Source organism: Flavobacterium sp. W22_SRS_FP1, from assembly GCF_052113685.1.
Classification (GTDB): domain Bacteria; phylum Bacteroidota; class Bacteroidia; order Flavobacteriales; family Flavobacteriaceae; genus Flavobacterium.
The window spans coordinates 56883-81290 of sequence record NZ_JBGQOE010000003.1; the positions used below are offsets into that span (position 1 = coordinate 56883).

Genomic DNA, 24408 nt, shown 5'->3' on the forward strand with positions numbered 1-24408 from the left:
TTTGTGAACTGTAGTGTTGATTTCTTTAGGAGCAAATAGATTTGTGAATATTATTTTTGAGAGTATTTTTGAGGATTCGTGTATGAATACTAAAACAACAAAGTAAAAGCGAATGGCGCAATTACTAGTATATGTTGCCTTTGGATTTAGAAAGAGATTGCGCAATAGCAAGCTCGGTTAGTTTTTCTGCTTTAATTGCTAAGTTTCCTATCATGACTTTGCACACGAGTGATATATTCGAAACTTTATGGAGCGTGCTTAAAACTTAATATAAAGGATAGATAATCAAAAGACCTAAATAATTAGTTACAGTCAAAATTGTGATCGAAAAGGGAATTAAGGATTCCTGTTGTTTTTCTATAGCTGATCTTGAGGTTGTTTTAACTTCTGTGTGTTTATTTTAGGTAATCGTTGTCGAACCCCTGGTAATTTTGTTTTATCAGCCATTTTTTATTGCGAAAAAGGAGGTTTTGCAGAATTGCGGACATGGCTTATTAAGTTCCTTTGTTTTTGTTAAATACTTAATTTATTGTGATTAAAAGTGATTAATTAATATATTTTTATTAAAATAAAGTGATTTTTTGATTTTAGTGCAAGAAAAATAAAGTAAGGCTTTTTCACTTCTTAACGTTATGTTAACGTATTGTGGTAATAATATTATAATTTTGCCCTAAACAATTAACAAAAAAAGATGAAAAAAACATTTAAGTTATTTTTAGCGCTAGTTGTACTAGTTTTTACTAGTACTGACATTTATGCTCAAGGTAACACAACTTCTTCAATAAATGGAGTTGTATTTGATAATGTAGGGGAAGCTTTGCCGGGAGCATCAATTTTGGCTACTCACTTAGAATCGGGAACACGTTACAGTGGGGCAACTGATTTTAGTGGGAATTTTAGAATTTCTAACATGAGAGTGGGAGGTCCGTATGAAATTGTTGTTAGCTACATTGGTTTTGGAACATTTAAACAAAACGGTATTTATCTGCAATTAGGGGATTCTAAAAATTTCAAAATAGTGCTGGCAGAGGACACAAACGAACTACAAGAAGTAGTGGTTAAGAGTGTTAAAGACAATACTTTCAATTCAAACAGAACTGGTGCTCAAACTGTAATTAATTCTGATCAAATCAAATCCTTGCCATCATTGTCAAGAAATATAGCAGACTTTGCAAGGTTGACTCCACAAGCACAGATTAGTGGGGATGACGTTTTATCTATTGGTGGTCAAAATAATAGATATAATGCGATTTATATTGATGGAGCTGTTAATAATGATGTTTTTGGATTATCTTCAAGCGGCACGAATGGTGGTCAAACAGGAGTTAGCCCAATATCTCTTGATGCTATTGAGCAATTTCAAGTAAGTGTTTCTCCGTTTGATGTTAAATTATCTGGATTTGCAGGGGGAGCAATTAGCGCTATTACTCGTTCTGGATCAAATAATTTTGAAGGATCTACTTATTTTTTCTACAGAGATCAAGCGTTAGCAGGAAAAACTCCTCTGGAATCTGGAAGTACTAGTACTAGAGAAAAATTAGCTGACTTTTCAGCTCAAACTTATGGGGTAAGAGCAGGTGGCGCTATTACAAAAAATAAATTGTTTTATTTCATTAATTACGAAAGACAAGATAATGCTACACCAAATCCTTTTGATCTCAAAGATTATTTAGGTGACAGTGGTGCGAGAATACCAGAACTTGTAAATTATTTAGGAGACAAGTATAATTATAATCCGGGTTCTTTTACCAACAATATAAGTACATTAGTTAGTGATAAATTGATCGCTAAAATAGATTGGAATATTAATGACAACCATAAATTATCTTTTAAAAATAGTTATGTAAAAGCAACTAATTTTTCACCAAATAGATCTTCTTCAAGAGGTATTAATTTCTTGAATGGTTCTCAAAATTTTGTTTCTACAACAAATTCTACAGCGCTTGAATTAAATTCACGCTTCAGCAATAAGTTTTCAAATAATTTAGTTATTGGTTATACAGTAGTAGATGATAACAGGGACCCTATTGGTGATCGTTTTCCTAGTGTAGAAATCATTGATGGTTCAGGAAGAATGTATTTTGGAGCTGAGGCATTTTCCACAGCAAACTTACTAAAGCAGAGAATCCTTACGGTGTCTGACAACTTTGAAATCAATGTCGGGAAACACAATATTTCGATAGGAACTCACAATGAATTTTCTTACGCTAAAAATGTATTTGTTGGAAGAAACTTTGGGTATTACAGGTATAGCGCTCTACAAGACTTTTTAGATGATGCTAAACCAGATAGATACCGTTTGGGATATTCATTATTTGGTGGTTCAGGAGACGACTCACAAGGAGCTGCAGAATTTAATGTTAGCCAATTTGGTGTTTATATTCAAGATAATTTTAAAATTACTAATAACTTTAAATTTTCTTATGGTTTAAGAGTTGATGTTCCGGTTTGGGATAAAGGGACTGTAAATGAAGATTTTAACAGTAGAACTATACCTTTGTTAAACGCTGCAGGTAAAAATCTTCAAGGTGCAACAGTGGGTGATAGAATAGCTACCACAGCTCATTATTCTCCTCGTGTCGGATTTAATTATGACTTAAATGGAGACAGAGTTACTCAGTTTAGAGGAGGTTTAGGTATTTTTACTTCTAGATTACCTTTAGTATGGCCAGGTGGTGCATATAATAATAATGGAGTTTCTCAAGGTGCAATTGATATTAGTACCGGAACACCTAATTTTAATCCAGATACAAGTGTAGAAAGTCAACTTAATAATAATGGTACCGCTCTAGGACCTTTGCCTGGAAGTGGAAAACTAGGAGGAAACATTGATTTGTTTTCTAAAAACTTCAAACTACCTCAAGTGTTTAAAGCTAGCTTTGCAGTAGATCAAAAATTGCCAGCAGGATTTGTAGTTTCAGGGGAGATTATTTATAATGATAATATCTCTGCGGTTACTTATGAAAATGTAAATCTGGGTAATCCAACTTCAAATTTAACCGGAGCTGATACAAGGCCAAGATATGATGAAAGAAATAACCGTATCGATAATACATACGTTGGTGTTTTCTTAGGTTCAAATACAAGCGCAGGTAAAGCTTGGAACTCATCAATTACAGTGACTAAAAATTTTGCATCTGATCTTGTTGATGCTAATATTTCTGCAACTTATGCCTATGGGAAATCTACTGTATTGTTAGATGCTACATCTTCTCAAAACAGTTCTCAGTGGAATAACATCGAAACAGTAAACGGTTCTAATGCAATTGGTAGAATTTCAAGATCTGATTTTGATCAAGGGCATAGGGTTTTGAGCAATTCATCCGTAAAATTCAAGTGGTCTAACAATATGAAAACTACAATTGGAATTTTCTATGAAGGAGCTCAAGGGTCACCGTTTAGTTATGTTTATAACGACAGAGGAAACTTGTTGCAAGACACATTTAGTGCATCAGCTTTGATTTTTGTGCCGGGTAATAGAGCAGATATTAACTTAGTTTCAAATTCAAATTTCACAGCTGATCAGCAGTGGGAAGCGCTTAGCGCTTTTATTGAAGGGGACAGCTACTTGAGAGGTCGTAAAGGTAATTATGTTGAAAGAAATGCCGATCGTTTAAAGTGGAGTCATGTTGTTGATTTAAAATTAGCACATGAATTCTCAATAAATGTTAATAAAAAGAGTCACAAAATAGAGTTGACTGCAGATGTGTTTAACTTCACTAATTTACTTAACAAAAATTGGGGAAAGAGATATTTTGCATCATTTGGTCAAGTTCAGTTACTTGAACAAAGAGGATTCTTAGCAGATAAAACGACGCCAACATTTAGTTTTGATCCTAACAATGCTGATAGAATCAATCAAGTTGATGATTTAGGATTGCAATCTTCAAGATGGCAAATGCAGGTAGGAGTTAGATATTCATTTGAATAACTTCTATTGGTAAAAAACAATATTACTAAAACCCTTCAATTCAACTGATTTGAAGGGTTTTTTTTATTCCTTTTTTACTTATATTTGTTAAAACAAAAAACACTTTTACATGTACGAATTCATTCAAAAATTTCATTCTGGTTGGGCTTATTTAGCACTTTTATTATTGGTTGTCGCGGTTATAAATTCAGTAGTTGGCTTAGTTGGTAATAAGGAATTTACTGCCAAAGACAGAAAGATCGCGATGTTCGGACTGATAGGGACACACACCCAATTGTTAGTGGGAGTGATATTGTATTTTGTTTCTCCACTCGGTTTTGCCTCTCTTGGACAAATGTCCGATAAAGCATTAAGGTTAACTTCATTGGAACATCCTTTAATTAATATTATCGCTATAGTGTTGATTACCGTTGGTTGGACAAAACATAAAAAATCTTCAATATCCAAATCAAAATTCAAAGCTATTTCTATTTTTTATGGATTAGGATTGGTGCTTATTTTGAGTAGAATTCCATGGTCGATGTGGTTTTAAAAACACCTAAAAGTCCTAGAAATGGGACTTTTTTTCATCTAGGTATGGTTCTTGTTTAAAGAGGTTTATAACTAAAAAGTTAATAATGAGAAAATCAATAACAGCTCTTTTTCTATTTGCCATCGTTGCATTGGTGAGTAGCCAAAGTCAAATTATAAATAATCAAAAATCCCTAATTCAAAAAGCTGTGGTAGCTACAGACACAGTAAAAAAGACAAAAGAGATAGTACTTCAGCAGGAAGTTAAAAAGGATACTGTAGAGGAAAAAATAGGGAAGCCAATTCCCTATAAAAAAGGGGCTCACGCGTCCTATTATGCTGATAAATTTCATGGAAGAAGAACGGCTAGTGGTACTTTATTTGACATGAATAAATATACAGCCGCCCATAAAAAATTTGCTTTCGGAACAAAATTAAAGATAACTAACGAGGCAAATGGAGCGTCCGTAATCGTAGAGGTTACTGATAGGGGGCCGTTTGTTAAATCAAGAGAAATTGACCTTTCAAAGAAAGCTTTTATGGAGATTGCTAAGAATAAGGGAGCAGGCGCAATGACTGTAACTATTGAGGTATTTAAAAAATAGTTATTGCCAGCTTGTGTATGGACTAGCACTTAAAGTAGAATTATAATAACGTTTGTCATTCGTTACTTCTTGTCCCAGCCAGCTTGGTTTTTCATAATCTTCTCCTTCAGATTGAAGTTCTATTTCCGCGATTATTAAGCCTTCATTGTCTCCGTAAAACTCATCGACTTCATAGATGTGTTGACCGACTTTTACTTCATATCGAGTTTTGTCGATGGTTCCTTTTTCGCATAAAAGCAGTAGGCTTTTGGCTTCATCAATCGGAATTTCTTTTTCCCATTCAAAACGAGACATTCCTGTTTTGTTTGTTATTCCTTTAATAGTAAGGTATCCTTTGTCTCCTTTTATGCGTACCCGCACTGTTCGCTCCGCCACTGAGCTCAAATATCCTTGTGCAATTCGGTTTTGGCTAAAAGCAGTTGTCTTGAACGAATGGTTTTTAACTAAAAATTTTCTTTCTATTTCTATCATATGGTGTCAATTTTGCGGTAGATTAGATATTCCCCAACAGCGTTGGCCTGCATCTGTGCTTGCTAAGTTTCCCAAATATATCAAATATTTTAACTGTGAGACCTCTCATTATATATAAAAGGGCGTTAAATTTGTGTCATGCCTGATAACGCTAAAAATAGGAAAATTATTCATATCGACATGGATGCTTTTTATGCTTCTGTGGAGCAAATGGACAATCCCAAATTACGCGGCAAGCCTGTTGCGGTGGGTGGTTCAGAGAGTAGGGGCGTTGTCGCTGCGGCTAGCTACGAGGCACGGAAATTTGGGGTTAGAAGTGCTATTAGTGGTGTGATGGCTAAAAAGTACTGTCCTGAGATTATTTTTGTTAAACCGAGATTCGATAGGTATAAGGAAATTTCAAGCAAGATTCAGAAAATTTTTCTTGAGTACACTGACTTGGTTGAGCCGCTCTCACTTGATGAGGCTTACTTAGACGTTACCCAAAACAAAAAAGGAAATCCAAGTGCCAGTTTATTGGCAGAAGAGATTAGGCTGCGAATTTTTAATGAGGTTGGTTTAACAGCTTCAGCGGGAATTTCAATTAATAAATTCGTTGCTAAAATAGCCAGCGATTATAATAAACCAAATGGCCAAAAAACAGTTAATCCAGATGAAGTTATTTCTTTTCTGGAGGACTTGCCCATTCGCAAATTTTACGGTGTAGGTAAGGTTACAACAGAAAAAATGTATCAGCTGGGAATTTTTACCGGTGTAGAGTTGAAAAGTAAGTCACTTGAATTTTTAGAAAAACATTTTGGGAAAGCGGGGAATTTTTATTTTAATGTGGTCCGTGGAATCCACAATAGTGAGGTCAAATCAGATCGAATTACAAAGTCAGTTGCAGCCGAACATACTTTTGATGTCAATCTTTCCTCAGAAATATTTATGTTAGAAAAATTAGAGAGTATTGCGATTGCCCTAGAAAAAAGATTAAGTAAGCACAAGGTCGCCGGAAAAACAATCACTTTAAAAATAAAATACAGTAATTTCACACAACAAACTCGCAGTAAGACAGTTGCGTATTTCATTTCGGATAAAGGCCTTATTTTAGAAATAGTAAAAGAGCTTTTGTATCAAGAACGGATGAAAGAATCGTACGGCTGCTGGGTATAGCTTTAAGTAATTTGAATACAGAAGAAAAGAAAACCCTTGCAGTACAGTTAAAGTTTGCTTTTTGATCCTGTAAAATGATCGTTCAACAATGGTTAAATTTCGGAGATTGTTTTTTTTTTTTTACAAAAAATTTTACTTTTGGTTCAAATAAAAAAAAATGAGCGATTTAAAAGAATATGAAGAGGCTATTGTTAAATACAATAAGGAATTACGAATTAAATCTCTTCCAGTTATTTCTTCAGATTTTCATTATCAATTTGTAAATGAATTAAAGCAGTCGCTTTCCGACTTGCGCGACCTTAAAGGTATGGCGTTGAGAAATAAGTGGGCGCTGTGTTCAGATTGGGATATTGAAGCGCCTATAAAAGAAGAAGTAATAGTAGTTACAGATGCCAAGTTAACTATCGTTTTCGCTTCACAGAATATAAAGAAAATGAATGGTTATTCTGCAACTGAAGTAATGGGGAAAAGTCCAAAAATGTTCCAAGGCGAAGTGACTGATAGTATAGTTTCGGGCGAAATAAGTACTTCGATTCGATCACAAAAAGCTTTTGAAAAGACAGTTTTAAATTATAAAAAGAACGGCGAGGTATACGCTTGTCTAATAAAAGCCTACCCTATTTTTAATAAAAACGGGAAACTTAGTCACTATATTGCTTTCGAGAAAGCAGCATAAAAAAGGCCTTTCTAAATAAGAAAGGCCTTTTATTATTTTATAGTGGCTTATTTTACTTAGTTTTTACTGTTTAGTTTTGATAGTAAACGTAAAAACTCAATATATAGCCACACTAAAGTAACCATTAACCCCATTGCGCCATACCATTCCATGAATTTTGGCATCTTTTGTTCGGCTCCTTTTTCTATTCTGTCAAAATCCAGGAATAAATTTAATGAGGCGATTATAATTACAAACACACTAATTCCGATACTCATCATGGAGTTACCGTGGTGAACTGGCTGGAAGTTTGTAAACATAGAAAACACCCATGAAATTAGATAGTAGGTTGCAATAGCAAGTGTGGCCGCAACTACCACTGATTTGAATTGCTCTGTTACTTTTACAATTTTATATCTATATAATCCTAAACAGACAATAAAAGTGACAAAAGTTGCTCCAACGGCCTGCATTACTATTCCAGGATACATCGTTTCGAAAATTGCCGAAATTCCACCGATAAACAATCCCTCAAATAATGCGTATCCAGGTGCTAAGTAAGGCGAGTATTGTGGTTTGAAAGCAGCTATCACTACTAAAATTAAACCTACAATAGCACCTCCAATTGTTGGAACAATAGGATTTGTGCCATTAAAAGTCATCCACCAAATCACCATGGCTGATGCGGCAAGCAATAAAAAGAGAATTAAAGTTTTATTGATGGTGCCAGACAAGGTCATTTCTTGGCTGTAATCTAAAACAGTTGCATGATGTACTTCTTCTTTTCTAGCAGCAGTTGTCGCAGAAAAAGATTTGTTAGTTAAAAAAGGATTCTTGGATTTGAAACTCATTGGGGATGGATTTATTTTGTGCAAAGATAAATTAAAAAAAAATTAGGCACAAAAAAATCCGTCTTGTTTAGTTATTAAACAGACGGATTGTATTTTGATTATCTTAAACTTATTCTATTTCCGAAACTCTCATGGTATTCACCATTCCTTTTTCTTTAATAGGCATAGCCGCTAAATTAATAAGGAAATCACCTGGAGTTACGTATCCTTTCTCTTTTACAATGTTGTTTATGTCTGTGACAGTATCGTCAGTACTTACTACTTTGTCGTAGTAATATGATTTTACTCCCCACAATAAACTTAATTGTGTCAAGATTCTTTTATTCGATGTAAAAACTAGGATATAGGCTGATGGCCTCCACGCTGAAATTTGGAAAGCGGTGTAACCACTATTAGTCAAAGTGCAAATAGCTTTTGCGTTAATGGCATTTGCCATAAGTGCGGCATGTCGACAAATTGTTTTAGTGATAAAACGTTTTGTTTTTATTTGCGGTGTGTTTTGTGGTACAGTTATTAGTGGAGAATCCTCAACTGCTTTAATGATTTGCGTCATTTTTTCGATTACTTGTACGGGATAATTACCAGTAGCTGTTTCACCGGAAAGCATTACCGCATCAGCACCATCCATTACCGAGTTGGCAACATCATTTACTTCAGCTCTTGTAGGGGTCAAACTAGTGATCATCGTTTCCATCATTTGAGTGGCAACAATTACAGGAATTCGAGCCATTTTGGCTTTGCGAATCAATTCTTTTTGAACAAGTGGAACTTCGTGAGCAGGAAGTTCAACACCAAGATCTCCACGTGCAACCATTAATGCATCACAATAAGCAACTATCTTGTCAATGTTTTCTAATGCTTCAGGCATCTCAATTTTAGCTACAATCGGAATTTTATGTTCAGAATGCTCTGCAATCAAATCTTGCAAGTCTTTTAAATCTTGTGGTGTTTTTACAAAAGAAAGGGCAATCCAGTCCACTTTTTGTTCAATCGCAAAAATAGCATCGGCAATATCTTTTTCTGTCATTGCTGGAAGTGATATTTTTGTGTTGGGCAGATTAACTCCTTTTTTAGATTTCAGTTCACCACCTTGTATTACTCTTGCAACGACTTCTGTTTTTTTGTCTGTTTCAACTATTTCAAAAATTAGCTTCCCGTCATCCAATAAAATACGCTCCCCAGGATTAACATCATTTGGGAAGTTTTTGTATTTCATGAATACTTTTTGTGCCGTTCCAATAATGTCCTCTGCAGTAGTGAAGGTTATTAAATCTCCATCATTTACTACAACCCCTTCACCCATAACTCCTACGCGAAGTTTTGGTCCTTGTAAGTCGCCAAGTATTGCAGTCGTATAGCCATATTCATCGTTGAGTCCTCTGATGATTTTAATTTTTTCTTTAACATCTGCGTAATCTGCGTGAGAGAAATTAACTCTGAACACATTTACACCTGCGTCAATCATATCTTTTATGATTTCTCTAGTACTACATGCAGGCCCAAGTGTGGCTACAATTTTTGTTTTTTTGTTTGTAATCATTTGTATTAAAAAATTAAATTGTTTTTCGATTTTATTTGATTAGTATCTACAGTATATACAGCAGATATGTGATCAATGGTATTTAATAATATCTTTATTTCTGACACATCTATGGTGTCGTCAGTGTTATCAATTTTAAAAAAAAAATCGGCTTTTTTAAATTCTGGTAACAAGAATACTTTTGTGGCAGTTTCCATGGTTATATTTGAAAATAAATTTTGGAGTGTTTCTTTTTTTTGTTGGTACACTTCGTTTTTATTCTGGACCAAATTCCAAGAAACTGCTTTTTCTAAGTCATAATAATGAAACCTAGAAAAATTTGTCTCCCCTTCTTTTATATTAATTTGAACCTCATCCTTACTTTTTCTTAAATTTATCGGCAATTTTTGATTGATGAAATAGGCTAGTCGGAAATCTTCTAATGAAGTATGAATAGCAATAAGATTGTAATCTATTTCGTCGAAGTCGCCAAGATCCAGTTTGTGAATAGCCATTTCATCATAAAATAAGTTGTAAATATACTATATCTAATGAAGTTATGATGCACCAAACCAGCATGTTTTAGTTCATTTACTAACGATAACGTTGTAGTTTTAAGTAAAAGGACGCTATTTTTTATCCATTTTATCTTGAAAAGCAAAAAAGGTACGTTGTGATGCTTTCTCTTCTGCTTTCTTTTTTGAAGTCGCTCTAGCTTTTGCAATTACTTTGCCATCAATGCTCAATTTTACTCCAAATAGACGTTGCCCATCGATTGCGTTGTCTTCAAAAATATCATAATGGAATATTTTCTTTTCTTTCTGGCACCATTCTATAACCAAGCTTTTGTAGCTAATCACCTTTCCTTCCAATCTGGTAATATCAACATAAGGGATGACAACTCTTTTTTGTATAAACTTTTCACAATAGACATAACTTCTATCAAGATAAATTGCGCCTATCAAAGATTCAAAAATGTTACCATGAATGTTTTCTCCAAAATGTTGTATTGGGACTTTGCTTTCTATAAATTGTATCAAGTTCAGGTCTTTCCCCAGTTCGTTTAAGTGTTCTCTACTTACGATTTTGGAGCGCATTTTTGTAAGATAACCCTCGTCTCCGTGAGGAGCTTCGCGAAAGAGATACGCCGCAATTACAGAACTCAGCATCGCGTCGCCTAAAAACTCCAAGCGCTCATAGTTAATAATGTTTCCTGCCTGGTCAAGACTGCTAGAAGAACGGTGAGTAAATGCTTTTCTATAGTGATCTAAGTTTTTAGGGGGAAAGCCTAAAATTGTTTGGATAGCATCAAAAAAAATCCCGTCTTCTGGAGAACGGGATTTTGTAAATATTTTTCTTAATCTATTCATTTAAATTAGAATTCTAATTTTTTTACTAATACACAAGCATTATGTCCACCAAAACCAAAAGTATTACTCATGACTACTTTCATATCTCTTTTTTGGGCAACATTAAAAGTAAAGTTTAGTTTTGAATCAATATTTTCATCATCTGTGAAATGGTTGATGGTTGGTGGGACTATTCCGTATTTCATAGATAGAATAGAGGAGATAGTTTCAACTGCTCCAGCAGCACCAAGTAAGTGACCCGTCATTGATTTTGTCGAATTCAAGTTCATGGTGTAGGCATGCTCACCAAAAACATGCTCAATCGCCTTTGACTCTGCTAAATCCCCAAGAGGAGTAGAAGTTCCATGCATATTTACACCGTCAACATCAGTTGGTTTTAATCCTGCATCTCTCAAACAGTTTAACATTACGTTTTTTGCACCTAAGCCGTCAGGATGAGGAGCTGTTATGTGATAGGCATCAGCTGACATACCGCCACCGCCAATTTCACAATATATATTAGCGCCACGGGCTACTGCATGTTCGTATTCTTCAAGAACTAAGGCACCTGCACCTTCTCCTAATACAAATCCATCTCTGTCTTTGTCCATAGGTCTGGAAGCTGTTGTTGGATCATCATTTCTTGTGGATAGCGCATGCATAGCGTTAAAGCCACCCATTCCCGCAATAGTTACCGCAGCTTCTGACCCGCCAGTTACCATAACATCTGCGTGTCCTAAACGGATGTAGTTAAATGCATCGATGATCGCGTTTGTAGAAGAAGCGCAAGCCGAAACGGTTGCGAAGTTGGGCCCTCTAAAGCCATATTTAATTGAAATATGACCACAAGCGATATCAGAAATCATCTTCGGTATAAAGAAAGGGTTGAATTTTGGAGTGCCATCGCCGGCAGAATAATTCAACATTTCTATTTGAAAGGTTTCTAAGCCACCTATTCCTGAGCCCCAAATAACTCCGGCCCTGTCTTTATCTAATTTTTCAAAGTTGAAAGCTGCATCATTTATCGCTTCTTCAGATGAAACCATGGCATATTGTGCATAACGATCCATTTTTCTAGCTTCTTTTCTGTCTAAGAAATCTTCTACATTAAAGTTTTTCAATTCGCAAGCAAATTTAGTTTTGAACTTTGTAGGGTCAAAGTAAGTTATTGTGGCAGATCCACTTACGCCACTGATAAGGGCGTTCCAATATTCTTGAACATTATTTCCAATAGGAGTAAGAGCACCTAAACCCGTAACAACAACTCGTCTTAATACCATAACTATTTTATTTTGTTATCTTTAAACAAATAAAACCCATGCTTTCTTTGCCGTATTTTTATTACAAAAGAGCCATGGGTATTACAATAAATATCTTTTGATTGAAAATCAATCTTAATTTAGTTTTTTAAAATAATAATAACACCCGCGTGCAAAGCTGCAGGCGGGTGCTTAAATTATTATTTTTTAGCTTCTTCGATGTAAGAAATAGCTTGACCAACAGTAGCAATGTTTTCTGCTTGATCGTCTGGAATTTGAATATCAAATTCTTTTTCGAATTCCATAATAAGCTCAACTGTGTCCAATGAATCAGCCCCTAAGTCATTAGTGAAGCTTGCTTCTGTTACAACTTCGTTTTCGTCAACGCCTAATTTGTCTACGATAATCGCTTTAACTCTTGATGCAATGTCTGACATAATCTTTAATTTTAGAATTTAATTTGTTGGCAAAAATAAAAAACTTTATTTTAAAACAACGAATAAGTTGATAAATGTGACATCTAAATTAGAAAATAAATTTAAACAAAGACTTACAATGTTCTTTAAATTGAATTTTTATGCTTTTTTTTGCGTAATATAAATTGGAAAAATTATGAAAAAAATAGTTGTTTTTGCTTCCGGATCAGGTACAAATGCTGAAAATATCATAAAGCATTTTACTTCAAATGAAGAAGCAACAGTAGTAGCAGTTTTTACAAACAATCCAAATGCTAAAGTTATTGAAAGAGCTAAGAATAATGATGTGGCAATGGAGATTTTTTCGAAAACAGAGCTAAATGAAGGTAGAGTACTACAGGTTTTAAACACGATTCAACCGGATTTAATTGTCCTCGCTGGATTTTTATTAAAATTCCCTGAAACCATTATAGCTGCTTATCCCAATAAAATAATAAATATTCACCCTGCATTATTACCCAAATATGGCGGGAAAGGAATGTATGGAATGAACATCCATAAAGCAATCGCTGATAATAAGGAAAGGGAAACAGGAATTACGATTCATTATGTTGATGAAAATTATGATGAAGGGGATGTTATTTTCCAAAAAAAGATTTTCTTAACGGGAAGTGAGTCGGCCGAAGATATTGCTGCTAGGATCCATGAAATAGAACAGGAATTTTTTCCAAGAGTAATCGAAAAATTGATAACTGAGATTTCAAAATAGTGAATACTTACGATGTACACATATACACAGATGGAGCTGCAAAAGGAAATCCTGGAAAAGGAGGATATGGCGTAGTTATGGAAACAGTTGTGGGTGGTAAGACTTACAAAAAAGAATTTTACGAAGGTTTTAGACTTACCACTAATAATAGAATGGAGTTACTGGCCGTAATTGTAGGTCTAGAAAAACTAAAAAATCCAAATACCAGAGTTTTAGTCGTTTCTGATTCTAAATATGTAGTGGATTCAGTTCAAAAGAAGTGGGTTTTGGGCTGGGAAAAAAAGGGTTTTGCTGCTAGAAAAAATGCTGATCTTTGGAAGCGTCTTTTAGCTATTTATAGAAAGCACAAAGTAGACTTTAAATGGATAAAAGGACACAACAATCATTTGCAAAATGAAAGGTGTGACGAATTAGCGGTTATGGCTTCCGCCCAAAAGGAGCTTTCTATTGATTTATTTTATGAAAAAGAAGTCGGCAAGTTGCTGTAAGCATTGATTTTAATGGTTTGTAAATTAGCGTAACTTTACAATTAGCAGTCTTTGCAATTTTATACTTTATAAACTACCTTTGCGACTTAATTAGAATCTCAAATAAATGAATAAATTATTGATTGTTGGAACAGTTGCTTTCGACGCCATAGAAACACCTTTTGGCAAAACAGATAAAATTTTAGGTGGTGCAGGAACGTACATTGGTTTGTCCGCCTCTTTTTTTAATTTACAATCTGCCATAGTTTCTGTAGTTGGTGATGATTTTCCACAAGAATATTTAGATTTGTTGACCGAAAGAAATGTTGATATTTCTGGACTTGAAGTGGTGAAGGGTGGGAAAACCTTCTTTTGGAGCGGTCGCTACCGCAACGATTTAAATTCACGTGATACTCTTGATACTCAATTGAATGTTTTAGCGGATTTTCAACCTAAAGTACCTCAAGATTTTAAAGATGCTGGTGTAGTGATGCTAGGAAACTTGCATCCACTAGTACAAAGTAGTGTCTTGGACCAAATGGAAACGAAGCCAAAATTAGTAGTTTTAGACACTATGAATTTTTGGATGGATTGCGCTTTACCAGAATTATTGGAGGTAATAAAACGTGTAGACGTTATAACGATCAATGATGAAGAAGCAAGACAACTTTCTGGAGAATATTCTTTGGTTAAAGCTGCTGCGATAATTCAGGCTATGGGACCAGAATATGTAGTAATCAAAAAGGGGGAGCATGGTGCACTTTTGTTTCACGATAAAGAAGTGTTCTTTGCGCCGGCATTGCCATTGGAAGAAGTGTTTGACCCAACAGGGGCTGGTGATACTTTTGCAGGTGGATTTGCAGGATTCATTACGCAAAGTGAAAACGTCTCATTTGAGAACATGAAAAATGCGGTAATATATGGTTCAAATTTAGCCTCATTTTGTGTTGAGAAATTTGGTACTGAAAGAATGGTTGATTTAGATAAAAAAGAGGTAATGTCAAGATTGAAACAATTCAAGTCATTGACACAGTTTGAAATAGTATTGTAATACTTTGAAACCCCGGGAATGGGGTTTTTTTGATTTATAATAAGTTGGGAGTGAAAAAAGAAGATCCCTTTTATTTGTAAGAATTTATATTTAGAAACAACAACACAACAAATAACTACACAATGAGCGATGCGTTACAACATGAATGTGGAATAGCCTTAGTTAGACTGCTTAAACCGCTTGAATTTTATAAGGAAAAATACGGAACTGCTTTTTACGGGATACAGAAAATGTATCTCCTTATGGAAAAGCAACACAATCGTGGACAAGATGGTGCAGGTTTTGCAAGTATAAAATTAGACATGGAACCGGGAGAGAGGTATATAAGTAGAGTGCGTTCTAATCACGCGCAGCCTATTCAAGATGTTTTTGCGCAAATAAATGACAGAATAAACGAGGAGATGACTTCTCATCTTAAATACGCTGATAATGTATCTCTTCAAAAGACGAATATTCCATACATAGGAGAATTGTTTTTAGGACATGTGCGTTATGGTACTTTTGGTAAAAATAGTATCGAAAGTGTTCATCCTTTTTTACGTCAAAGTAATTGGATGCATAGAAACCTGATATTGGCCGGAAATTTTAATATGACCAATGTAAAAGAGCTATTCGAAAACTTAGTTGAACTGGGTCAGCATCCAAAAGAGATGGCAGATACGGTTACGGTTATGGAAAAAATAGGGCATTTTCTAGACAAAGAAGTAATGCAATTGTATCAAGATTGTAAGCAGGAAGGCTTGTCAAAAAGAGAAGCATCTCCAGTTATTGCCGAAAGACTAGATATTGCTAAAATTTTGAGACGTTCGTCAAAGAATTTAGATGGAGGTTATGCTATGGCAGGACTTTTGGGGCATGGTGATTCATTCGTGTTTAGAGACCCTGCAGGGATTCGTCCTGCTTATTTTTATCAAGATGATGAAGTTGTTGTTGTGGCTTCAGAGAGACCCGTTATTCAAACCGTTTTCAATGTTCCATTCGAAAAAGTGCAGGAAATTGAACCAGGAAATGCTTTGATAATTAAGAAAAATGGAACTGTTACAATGGAAGAAATTCTTGAGCCAACAGAAAAAAAAGCGTGCTCATTTGAAAGAATTTATTTTTCTAGAGGTAGCGATGCTGAAATATACCAAGAAAGAAAAAACTTGGGTAGATTAATTCTGCCTGCAGTTCTTGAATCGATTGATCAAGACACTGACAACACTGTTTTTTCTTATATTCCTAATACTGCTGAAACCTCTTTTTACGGTTTAGTAGAAGCGGCTCAGGATTTCTTGAACCAACGTAAAAATAATTTCATTTTAGAAAATAGAAATACACTGACCAAAGAAACATTACAAGAGCTTCTTCAGGTAAAAATACGTACTGAAAAAGTTGCGATTAAAGATGCTAAACTTAGGACGTTTATTACAGAGGACAGTAGTCGCGATGATTTAGTAGCCCATATTTATGATGTAACTTATGGTGTTATAAAACCAACAGATAATCTAGTGATTATAGATGATAGTATTGTACGTGGAACTACCTTGAAAATGAGTATTATCAAAATGATGGATCGCTTGAACCCAAAAAGAATAGTTGTCGTTTCTTCGGCACCTCAAATACGATTCCCTGATTGCTACGGTATAGACATGGCAAAACTAGAAGGTTTAGTGGCGTTTAAAGCGGCATTAGGATTATTGAAAGAAAGAAATTTGTACCATATTGTTGATGAAGTTTATGCTAACTGTAAAGCTCAAGAAAACTTTAAAGACAGTGACATGATAAATTATGTTACCGCAATTTATGAGCCTTTTAAACCTCAAGAGGTTTCTGATAAAATAGCTCAAATGTTGAGCTCTCCTGAAATAAAAGCGGAAGTGAAGATTATATTCCAAACCGTTGAAGATTTACATATTGCTTGTCCTAAAAACTTAGGAGACTGGTATTTTACTGGAGACTATCCTACTCCCGGCGGTAATAGGGTTGTGAGTCGTGCATTTATGAATTTCTATGAAGGAAAAGATGCAAGAGCATATTAAAAACTATGAAATTGTGCAATTAAACGAATTTACGGGTTGTTCATCTAAAACATTTGGTTAAAATACACATCTGCCATAAATTTGGAGAGTCATAAAATTAGTAGGTTAAGTTTATGGTAGATTTGGGGCAAAAAAGGTGGAAGAGATTCCACCTTTTTTATTGGAATAAAGTCAAATAAAATTAGAACAGAGGAATAACGAATAGGCTGAGAGTTTATTCGTTTTTTTATTTGAATCAGCTGTGTAAAATTTAGAAACGAGTAGGCGTAAAAAAAGAACAGACAAACCAACTTCTCAGTCAATTTGTCTATTCTTTATGTTCTTTAATCTATATTTCTATGAAAACTATTTCTCAGAAGCGTATCTTCTAGAAACTTCTGTCCAATTAATTGTGTTGAAAAAAGCTTCAATATAATCGGGTCTTCTGTTTTGGTAATGCAAATAATAAGCATGTTCCCAAACATCCATACCCAAAATTGGAGTACCGCCACAACCGATTCCCGGCATTAATGGATTGTCTTGATTTGGAGTTCCACAAACCTCTACTTTTCCTCCTGGGTGAACACAAAGCCAAGCCCATCCTGAACCGAACTGCGTAGCTCCCGCTTTGCTGAATTTAGCTTTGAACTCTTCAAAAGATCCAAAAGCAGTTTCAATCGCAGTAAGCAAATCTCCATTAGGAAGTCCACCTCCATTTGGAGTCATAACAGTCCAATACAGATTGTGATTATAAAATCCACCACCATTATTTCGAACAGCGGTATTTTTCATGTCTAGGTTGAGTAGAATATTATCTATAGTCTTACCTTCCATGTCAGTACCAGCGGTAGCCGCATTTAGGTTTGTAGTATATGCATTATGATGCTTTGTATGATGAATTTCCATCGTGCGTGCATCTATATAAGGTTCTAATGCGTCATACGCATAAGGTAATTGAGGTAATTCAAAAGCCATAATATATTTGTTTAATGATTTATAAAATTTATTCAAATTTAATCATTTAAGTTTGGAATTGAAAATTCTATGTCGTTATATTTTTATTAATTAAATTTGTAGTGTAATTAATTGTGCTGATAATTGTCTTTTTATTGAGGTAAAACCATGTCGTTTTTAAATAATAAACAATGAAACGACGTACATTGGCTATTTTAAGGCACTAGAAAGACTTAGTTTGTAAGTAGAATAATGATTTCTTTTAAGCGCTGAAAAAACGGATCTTAATTTTATTGGACTGAAGTAATTGCCGATTTTTTAGGATTGTGCCATTGCCATGCATGCGATGCTAATCTTTGATCCTGGAATTGTAAGCAAAGCGCGGGAGCAAGCTTCAAGTGTGGCTCCTGTTGTAATTACATCATCAATAAGTAGAAAGTGTTTGCCATGATCATTTTCCGTAAAGGAAACTTCAAAAATGGTTTTAATACCTTCGTTCCTGCCCAAAAGGTTTTTTTTGGATTGTGTTTTTGAATAGACTTTTCGTTTCAATATAGAGTCATTATAAGGAACATTCAATTCAGACGAAAGCGCTTTTCCAAAAGTAGTTACTTGATTGTAGCCTCGTTCCCTATGCTTTCTTTTGTGCAAAGGAACTGGAATTATAGCATCTACTGTTTTTAGGATTACGACATCCTTTAAATATTGAGCATACCAATGTCCCAGAACTGTTCCTATTTCTTGATGCCCTTTATATTTTAATTTGTGAATTAGTTCTTGTGCTATTCCTTTTTTATGAAAATAGAGGAGCGCCGATGCATATTCTAAAGGAATTCTACCGTAAAACTTTTTGAAGGCCTCGTTATTTGGACTGATGTGTTGATGAGTTAGCGGTATGTTGTGCCTGCAAATTGTACAAATCACTTTTTCATTCGGTGATAATAAAGAGTTGCAGCCAGCGCACACAGCAGGGAAAAATAGATTTATTATGTGTTTGAACATATAATTAGCAATTTATTTATAAAAATATGAAAATCAACGCTTCAAACTTCAGCTATTCTTCTTTTTTTAAGTTCTCTTTTTATATTTTTGCAGTATGGCTAAACAAGAAGATATATTTAAGAATGTAATTTCGCATGCAAAAGAGTACGGATTTATTTTTCCGTCAAGCGAAATATACGATGGTTTGAGTGCAGTTTATGATTATGCACAAAACGGAGTGGAGTTAAAAAAGAACATACGTGAATATTGGTGGAAATCAATGGTTCAATTAAATGATAATATTGTCGGTCTGGACGCTTCGATACTGATGCACCCTACTACTTGGAAAGCGTCAGGACACGTAGATGCTTTTAATGATCCATTGATTGACAATAAAGATTCTAAAAGAAGGTATAGAGCCGACGTTTTGATTGAAGACTATGCTGAAAAGTTAAATGTCAAAGCAGTTAAGGAAGTTGAAAAAGCGAAGATTCGTTTTGGCGATGCCTTCAACGAACAGGAGTTTGTAACAACAAACACTAGGGTCGTTGAGTATAAAGCCAAAGAAAGAGAAATTCTAGAGCGACTTGGGCGTTCTCTAGGTAATGAAGATCTGGAAGATGTAAAAGCGCTAATTGAAGAGTTAGAAATAGCCTGTCCTGAATCAGGTTCCAGAAACTGGACCGAAGTGCGACAATTCAACCTAATGTTTGGAACTAAGTTGGGAGCATCTGCAGATACAGCGATGGATTTATATTTGCGTCCGGAAACTGCTCAAGGTATTTTTGTCAATTTCGCGAATGTACAAAAATCGGGAAGAATGAAAATTCCTTTTGGAATTGCGCAAACAGGGAAAGCATTTAGAAATGAAATTGTTGCTAGACAGTTCATATTCCGTATGCGTGAGTTTGAACAAATGGAAATGCAATTTTTTGTACGTCCAGGAGATGAAATGAAACATTATGAATTCTGGAAAGAAACAAGGCTAAAATGGCATTTGTCATTAGGTTTGGGTAAAGAAAACTACCGTTTTCATGATCATGAAAAATTAGCTCATTATGCAAATGCTGCGGCTGATATTGAGTTTGATTTTCCTTTTGGATTCAAAGAACTGGAAGGGATTCACTCTCGTACAGATTTTGATTTAAAAGCACACGAAAAATTCTCTGGAAGAAAATTGCAGTATTTTGATGCCGAGTTGAATCAGAGCTATGTGCCTTATGTAGTAGAAACTTCTGTGGGATTAGATAGAATGTTCTTGGCCGTTTTTGCGACTTCCTTGAAAGAAGAAACATTGGAAGATGGCTCAACGAGAACGGTTCTTAAATTGCCTTCAGTACTTGCACCTACCAAGGCAGCAGTTTTACCCTTAGTTAAAAAAGATGGGTTACCTGATTTAGCGCATAAAATCATTGAAGATTTAAAATGGGATTTCAATGTAACATATGATGAGAAAGATGCAGTTGGTCGTCGCTATAGAAGGCAAGATGCATTAGGAACGCCGTTTTGTATTACGGTTGATCATCAAACTGTAGAAGATCAAACGGTAACAATTCGTCATAGAGATACGATGAAACAAGACCGTGTTAAAATATCAGAATTGAAAGCCATTATTGATAATGAAGTTTCCATGAAAAACTGGTTGATGAAAATGTAATTAAATATCATTCTATATTACAAAGGCCTTCCTCGCGAAAGGCCTTTTGCATGGCATAATGTTCTTAAGATCGCAGTTAAAGAGATAACTTCATATTCTCTAGCATCTGAATTCATGTACTTTATCGGGTTTATTTGCGCTTCATCTTAATGTGTTAACATTTGTTAAGAACATATTAACATCTTGCACGAAAAATACTCTAAACCTGTATTTTTAGTTTGTTAAATAAGTATTAAAGACGTGTTATTAATTTGATAACTGGCTTTTCTTATGCAATTAGTTTCCCAAAACTACCATCAATTTTTAATGCTTTGACGTATATCATCTTCAAGCATCCGATAATATGCCTAACAATTAGGAAAAGCCATCAATGAATTATTCGTACATTATTATTGACGACGATCAAGAAAGTGTTTTGAAAACAAAAGCCATGGCTGACAGTTTTTCGGAGCTGGATTTTATAGCTTCGGCTAACAATTATCAAGATGGCTTAAGCCTTATATTAGAACACACTCCTCAATTAGTTTTTCTTGAGATCGATCCCACCGATAAAAAAAGTAATTTATCATTAGCACTAATCAATGAACTCTACCGTTATTTAAAGATTGTTCCAAAGATTATTATCACTACAAAAAAAAGTGAGCTGGCTTTTGAAGCGATACAATATGAGGTTACGGATTATTTATTGAAGCCACTAGAGCGAATTACTTTTGTTAAATTGATTCTGAAATTGAATAAATCAAATCAGGAGTCTGAAAACCAGTCTGTGCAGCCTATAGTTATTGCGAATGAGTCCCCAAAAACTGTTCAACACCAGGAAATAAGCTATAGGGAAAAGCCGTTAATATTATGTATAAAGTCTTACGGTGATTATAGATATATTGATGCGAACGATATTGCTTACCTCCAAGCGGATAATAACTCCACTGACATTCACCTAAGTAATGGCGAGATGATCACTGCGTTCAAGACATTGAAACATTTTGAGAGTGTATTGACCTATCCATTTATTAGAATTCACAACAGCTATATTGTAAATCGGACTTATATTTCTAGAATTCACAGCGGCAACACCGTGTGTTATATTAAAAACACTACAACAAAACTTCCCTTTTCTAAATCATATAAGGCAAATATTGACCTTATCATTAGTGAGTTTTCAAACGAAAATTACCTAGAAATTTAAAACCCATCCATTCACATTAATTTGGCATCCATCTACTACCAGATGGACGTATTCTACCATTTATGCTTTTTTTTGTAAGAAAAAAACAGAGATGCTATGTAGTTTTACACCGTGATACTTCAATAACTAAAAGGTCACCTAGTAATGTACATTCATATAATCATATAAAAAAAACCTATTATGAAAAAAGCAATCTTAACAATCAGTTTATTCTCTTTAGTAATGATCTTAACTTCATTTACTACGCCAGAAACAAGTAATAATGATGTAAATATCACCAACAGTGCAGCATCTCAGGATACTGGAGATAATTTAAAAGTCGACATTAGAGGAGCGCAGTCAGTTGGCGGAAACATGAAAGTTGATATTAGAGGATCACAGTGTACTGGAGGCAACATGAAAGTTGATATCCGAGGATCACAATGTACTGGCGGAAACATGAAAGTAGACTGAAAATTAAATTTTTCTCAATATAATATAGGCTATCAATTTATTTGATAGCCTTTTTTTTATGTCAGTAGTTTTATTTCACTATTTTTGATGAAATCCAAAGCAAATATTGAAAAATAAAGAGTACATACTTTTATTGTTATTTATAATCTCTATTTTTTTTGGATGTACCAAAAAAGATAGAGAAAAAATTTCTGTTACTTCTTCATCAGACAGTTTGTCAACTTATTTTTCACTAGCAAATGATTTTAGTTTGGGTTACGAAAAAAGACTGCTGTTTACTCAAAAAGCATTTACCATCGTTGCCAATAAGGAGAATGATTCGTTAAACCGGGTGAATCTATTTAAAGTTGCCAACAGATATTATAACATAAATCATTACAAGGAATTTAATAAGACCGTCAATCTTGTATTGTCTAACTCAGAAGCGGCTCAGGACACTTTGAATATTATAAAAGCTTATACCTACCTGGGGGATTATTATGATTCACAATCAGTTATGGACAGTTCTTTTCAGTTTTATTATGCAGCGGAAAAAATGTCTGTGGACTCAGGTGACAAATTTAATTTAAGCAGAATCCTCATAAACAAAGCAAATTTGCAGTTTAAGGCAGGCGATTATTTTGGGGCTGAAAAGTCCGTTTTCAGTGTGTTGCGAACAATTAAGGGAACAGAGCTAACAAATAACACTTTATATGACGCATATAACCTTTTAGGAGTGATATATGTGGAGTTTGGAGAATATGAAAATGGAATTACTTATCATAATAAAGCATTATTAATTAGTGGTGATAAAACAATACCGGAGGTATTTCAGTCAATGGCTACCTCTTACAACAATATTGGATTTCTGTATCTCAATTCAAAAAAGTATTTGCTTGCCAAGGAATATTATCAAAAAGGATTACAGCAGAAAAATTTAATCATTCAAAAGCCACTACTGTATTCGATGTTATTGGATAATTTGGCGTATTCTAAATTTAAGTTAAAAGAGAAAGAGGGACTCCCGAAACTGTTTTACCAATCTTTGAAGCTACGGGATAGTCTACAATTGACATCTGGAATATTCGCTAGTAAGGTGCACTTATCAGAATATTTTGCTTCAAATGAAGATTCGATCAAGGCGTTGCAGTATGCGAAAGAGGCTTTGCTGCTAGCCCGTAGCACGAATAGTTCCCGAGATATCTTAGTGGCTCTTAAACAATTGGCTTTAATTGAACCTGAAAAAGCATCTGTTTATACAAAAGAATATATTCAAATTAATGAAAAGTTGCAAAAAGCGGAGCGCGCTATGGGAGATAAATTTTCTCGTATTGAATACGAAACGGACAAAATTAAGACTGAAAATTCTAGTTTAGAGGTCCAAAATAGGAATTTGGTGTATCTGTTTAGTGCGTTGGCCATCTTAGGGATGTTTTTGTATATACTAAAATCCCAAAAGACCAAAAACAGGGAACTATTGTACAAACAACAGCAACAAAAAGCCAATGAGGACATCTATAACTTAATGATTTCCCAACAAAACACGATCGAAACAAATAGGGTAAAAGAGAAAAAAAGAGTGGCTCAAGAATTACACGATGGTGTCTTAGGCAGAATGTTTGGTGTTAGGATGAATCTCGATGGTTTAAATGGTCTCCAAGATGAAATAGCTATCAGTCAAAGAGTTAGTTACTTGTCTGAATTAAAGAATATCGAACAAGATATTCGCGAAATTTCTCACGATCTGAATAGAGAAAAATCAGAATTAATTAATAACTTCGTTGCCATTGTTGATAATCTGTTTGAAGAGCAAAGAAAAACATTTCAATCTAAATTAGTCTCAACCATAGATAGTAGAATAAAATGGGAGTTAATGACCAATTCTTTGAAGATCAATTTATTCCGAATTATCCAAGAGTCATTTCAGAACATTAACAAGTACGCCAAGGCAGATTGCATTATTGTTGAAATAAAAAGACAAGAAGACGATTTGTTATTAGTAATTAGTGATAATGGTGTTGGATTTAATTCTAATTTGAAACGAAAGGGGATAGGGATACAAAACATGCTTTCGAGAACTAAAGAATGCAACGGTATCTTTAATATTAAATCTAAAAAAGGCGAGGGTACAGTTATCACGGTTACTTTGCCAATAGAACAAAAACAATTACAAACACTTATATAAAACAT

General features: G+C 34.5%; 21 protein-coding genes and 1 pseudogene. 13 read left to right on the forward strand and 9 right to left on the reverse strand.

Going from position 1 to position 24408, the window contains the following annotated elements:
* Positions 1-691 precede the first annotated feature (691 nt).
* The 3 genes from ACEN2H_RS02850 to ACEN2H_RS02860 all read left to right on the forward strand — a co-directional run bounded on the left by ACEN2H_RS02850 (position 692) and on the right by ACEN2H_RS02860 (position 5046).
* Positions 692-3931, forward strand: coding sequence for a TonB-dependent receptor (locus ACEN2H_RS02850; RefSeq protein WP_441730219.1), 3240 nt, complete (start codon positions 692-694; stop codon positions 3929-3931).
* A 109-nt stretch (positions 3932-4040) separates the two neighbouring features.
* Positions 4041-4463: a hypothetical protein gene (locus ACEN2H_RS02855; protein WP_441730221.1), complete on the forward strand. Its 423-nt coding sequence runs from the start codon at positions 4041-4043 to the stop codon at positions 4461-4463.
* An 85-nt stretch (positions 4464-4548) separates the two neighbouring features.
* A complete protein-coding gene (locus ACEN2H_RS02860) occupies positions 4549-5046 on the forward strand; it encodes a septal ring lytic transglycosylase RlpA family protein (RefSeq protein ID WP_441730222.1) in 498 nt (165 codons plus the stop codon).
* Here ACEN2H_RS02860 and ACEN2H_RS02865 read toward each other — a convergent pair whose 3' ends face one another.
* Positions 5047-5517 (reverse strand): CYTH domain-containing protein, encoded by a 471-nt coding sequence (locus tag ACEN2H_RS02865; protein WP_441730224.1) that lies wholly within the window; start codon positions 5515-5517, stop codon positions 5047-5049.
* A gap of 138 nt (positions 5518-5655) precedes the next feature.
* On the opposite strand from ACEN2H_RS02865, the pseudogene dinB reads away from it, so the two are divergent.
* Positions 5656-6737 (forward strand): annotated as a pseudogene (gene dinB / locus ACEN2H_RS02870) (DNA polymerase IV).
* Between the two features lie 92 nt (positions 6738-6829).
* Positions 6830-7348, forward strand: a complete 519-nt coding sequence (locus ACEN2H_RS02875; protein WP_441730226.1) for a PAS domain-containing protein — start codon at positions 6830-6832, stop codon at positions 7346-7348.
* Positions 7349-7404: 56 nt separating this feature from the next.
* Here ACEN2H_RS02875 and ACEN2H_RS02880 read toward each other — a convergent pair whose 3' ends face one another.
* The 6 genes from ACEN2H_RS02880 to ACEN2H_RS02905 all read right to left on the reverse strand — a co-directional run bounded on the left by ACEN2H_RS02880 (position 7405) and on the right by ACEN2H_RS02905 (position 12742).
* Complete coding sequence (locus ACEN2H_RS02880; protein ID WP_441730228.1) at positions 7405-8178, reverse strand: Bax inhibitor-1/YccA family protein; 774 nt, start codon at positions 8176-8178, stop codon at positions 7405-7407.
* A 109-nt stretch (positions 8179-8287) separates the two neighbouring features.
* On the reverse strand, positions 8288-9718 hold the full coding sequence (pyk, locus tag ACEN2H_RS02885; protein WP_441730230.1) for a pyruvate kinase: 1431 nt from the start codon (positions 9716-9718) through the stop codon (positions 8288-8290).
* A 5-nt stretch (positions 9719-9723) separates the two neighbouring features.
* Entirely contained in the window at positions 9724-10212 is a 489-nt protein-coding gene (locus ACEN2H_RS02890) for an IPExxxVDY family protein (RefSeq protein ID WP_441730232.1), read from the reverse strand.
* A 114-nt stretch (positions 10213-10326) separates the two neighbouring features.
* Positions 10327-11067, reverse strand: coding sequence for a ribonuclease III family protein (locus ACEN2H_RS02895; protein ID WP_441730234.1), 741 nt, complete (start codon positions 11065-11067; stop codon positions 10327-10329).
* Positions 11068-11072: 5 nt separating this feature from the next.
* Positions 11073-12326, reverse strand: a complete 1254-nt coding sequence (gene fabF / locus ACEN2H_RS02900) for a beta-ketoacyl-ACP synthase II (RefSeq protein ID WP_441730236.1) — start codon at positions 12324-12326, stop codon at positions 11073-11075.
* Between the two features lie 179 nt (positions 12327-12505).
* On the reverse strand, positions 12506-12742 hold the full coding sequence (locus ACEN2H_RS02905) for an acyl carrier protein (protein WP_007137004.1): 237 nt from the start codon (positions 12740-12742) through the stop codon (positions 12506-12508).
* 175 nt (positions 12743-12917) lie between these two features.
* On the opposite strand from ACEN2H_RS02905, the gene purN reads away from it, so the two are divergent.
* The 4 genes from purN to ACEN2H_RS02925 all read left to right on the forward strand — a co-directional run bounded on the left by purN (position 12918) and on the right by ACEN2H_RS02925 (position 17029).
* A complete protein-coding gene (purN, locus tag ACEN2H_RS02910; protein ID WP_441730239.1) occupies positions 12918-13490 on the forward strand; it encodes a phosphoribosylglycinamide formyltransferase in 573 nt (190 codons plus the stop codon).
* Entirely contained in the window at positions 13490-13978 is a 489-nt protein-coding gene (gene rnhA, locus ACEN2H_RS02915; protein WP_441730241.1) for a ribonuclease HI, read from the forward strand. The genes purN and rnhA overlap by 1 nt, the downstream gene beginning before the upstream one ends.
* 106 nt (positions 13979-14084) lie before the next feature.
* Positions 14085-15008 carry a PfkB family carbohydrate kinase gene (locus ACEN2H_RS02920; protein WP_441730243.1) on the forward strand — a complete coding sequence of 308 codons (924 nt, stop codon included), beginning with the start codon at positions 14085-14087 and terminating at the stop codon, positions 15006-15008.
* A gap of 122 nt (positions 15009-15130) precedes the next feature.
* Positions 15131-17029, forward strand: coding sequence for an amidophosphoribosyltransferase (locus ACEN2H_RS02925; protein ID WP_441730244.1), 1899 nt, complete (start codon positions 15131-15133; stop codon positions 17027-17029).
* Between the two features lie 345 nt (positions 17030-17374).
* On the opposite strand, the gene ACEN2H_RS02930 is transcribed toward ACEN2H_RS02925, so the two are convergent.
* Both ACEN2H_RS02930 and ACEN2H_RS02935 read right to left on the reverse strand, forming a co-directional pair.
* Positions 17375-17983: a superoxide dismutase gene (locus ACEN2H_RS02930; RefSeq protein ID WP_441730246.1), complete on the reverse strand. Its 609-nt coding sequence runs from the start codon at positions 17981-17983 to the stop codon at positions 17375-17377.
* 297 nt (positions 17984-18280) lie between these two features.
* Entirely contained in the window at positions 18281-18964 is a 684-nt protein-coding gene (locus ACEN2H_RS02935; RefSeq protein WP_441730248.1) for a ComF family protein, read from the reverse strand.
* Between the two features lie 94 nt (positions 18965-19058).
* On the opposite strand from ACEN2H_RS02935, the gene ACEN2H_RS02940 reads away from it, so the two are divergent.
* The 4 genes from ACEN2H_RS02940 to ACEN2H_RS02955 all read left to right on the forward strand — a co-directional run bounded on the left by ACEN2H_RS02940 (position 19059) and on the right by ACEN2H_RS02955 (position 24403).
* The gene (locus tag ACEN2H_RS02940; protein WP_441730249.1) at positions 19059-20600 is read left to right on the forward strand and encodes a glycine--tRNA ligase; all 1542 of its coding nucleotides are present in this window, start codon (positions 19059-19061) and stop codon (positions 20598-20600) included.
* Between the two features lie 370 nt (positions 20601-20970).
* Positions 20971-21786, forward strand: coding sequence for a LytR/AlgR family response regulator transcription factor (locus tag ACEN2H_RS02945; protein ID WP_441730251.1), 816 nt, complete (start codon positions 20971-20973; stop codon positions 21784-21786).
* 180 nt (positions 21787-21966) lie between these two features.
* Entirely contained in the window at positions 21967-22239 is a 273-nt protein-coding gene (locus ACEN2H_RS02950) for a 3-oxoacyl-ACP reductase (RefSeq protein WP_441730253.1), read from the forward strand.
* Between the two features lie 106 nt (positions 22240-22345).
* A complete protein-coding gene (locus ACEN2H_RS02955) occupies positions 22346-24403 on the forward strand; it encodes a tetratricopeptide repeat-containing sensor histidine kinase (RefSeq protein ID WP_441730255.1) in 2058 nt (685 codons plus the stop codon).
* Positions 24404-24408 lie beyond the last annotated feature (5 nt).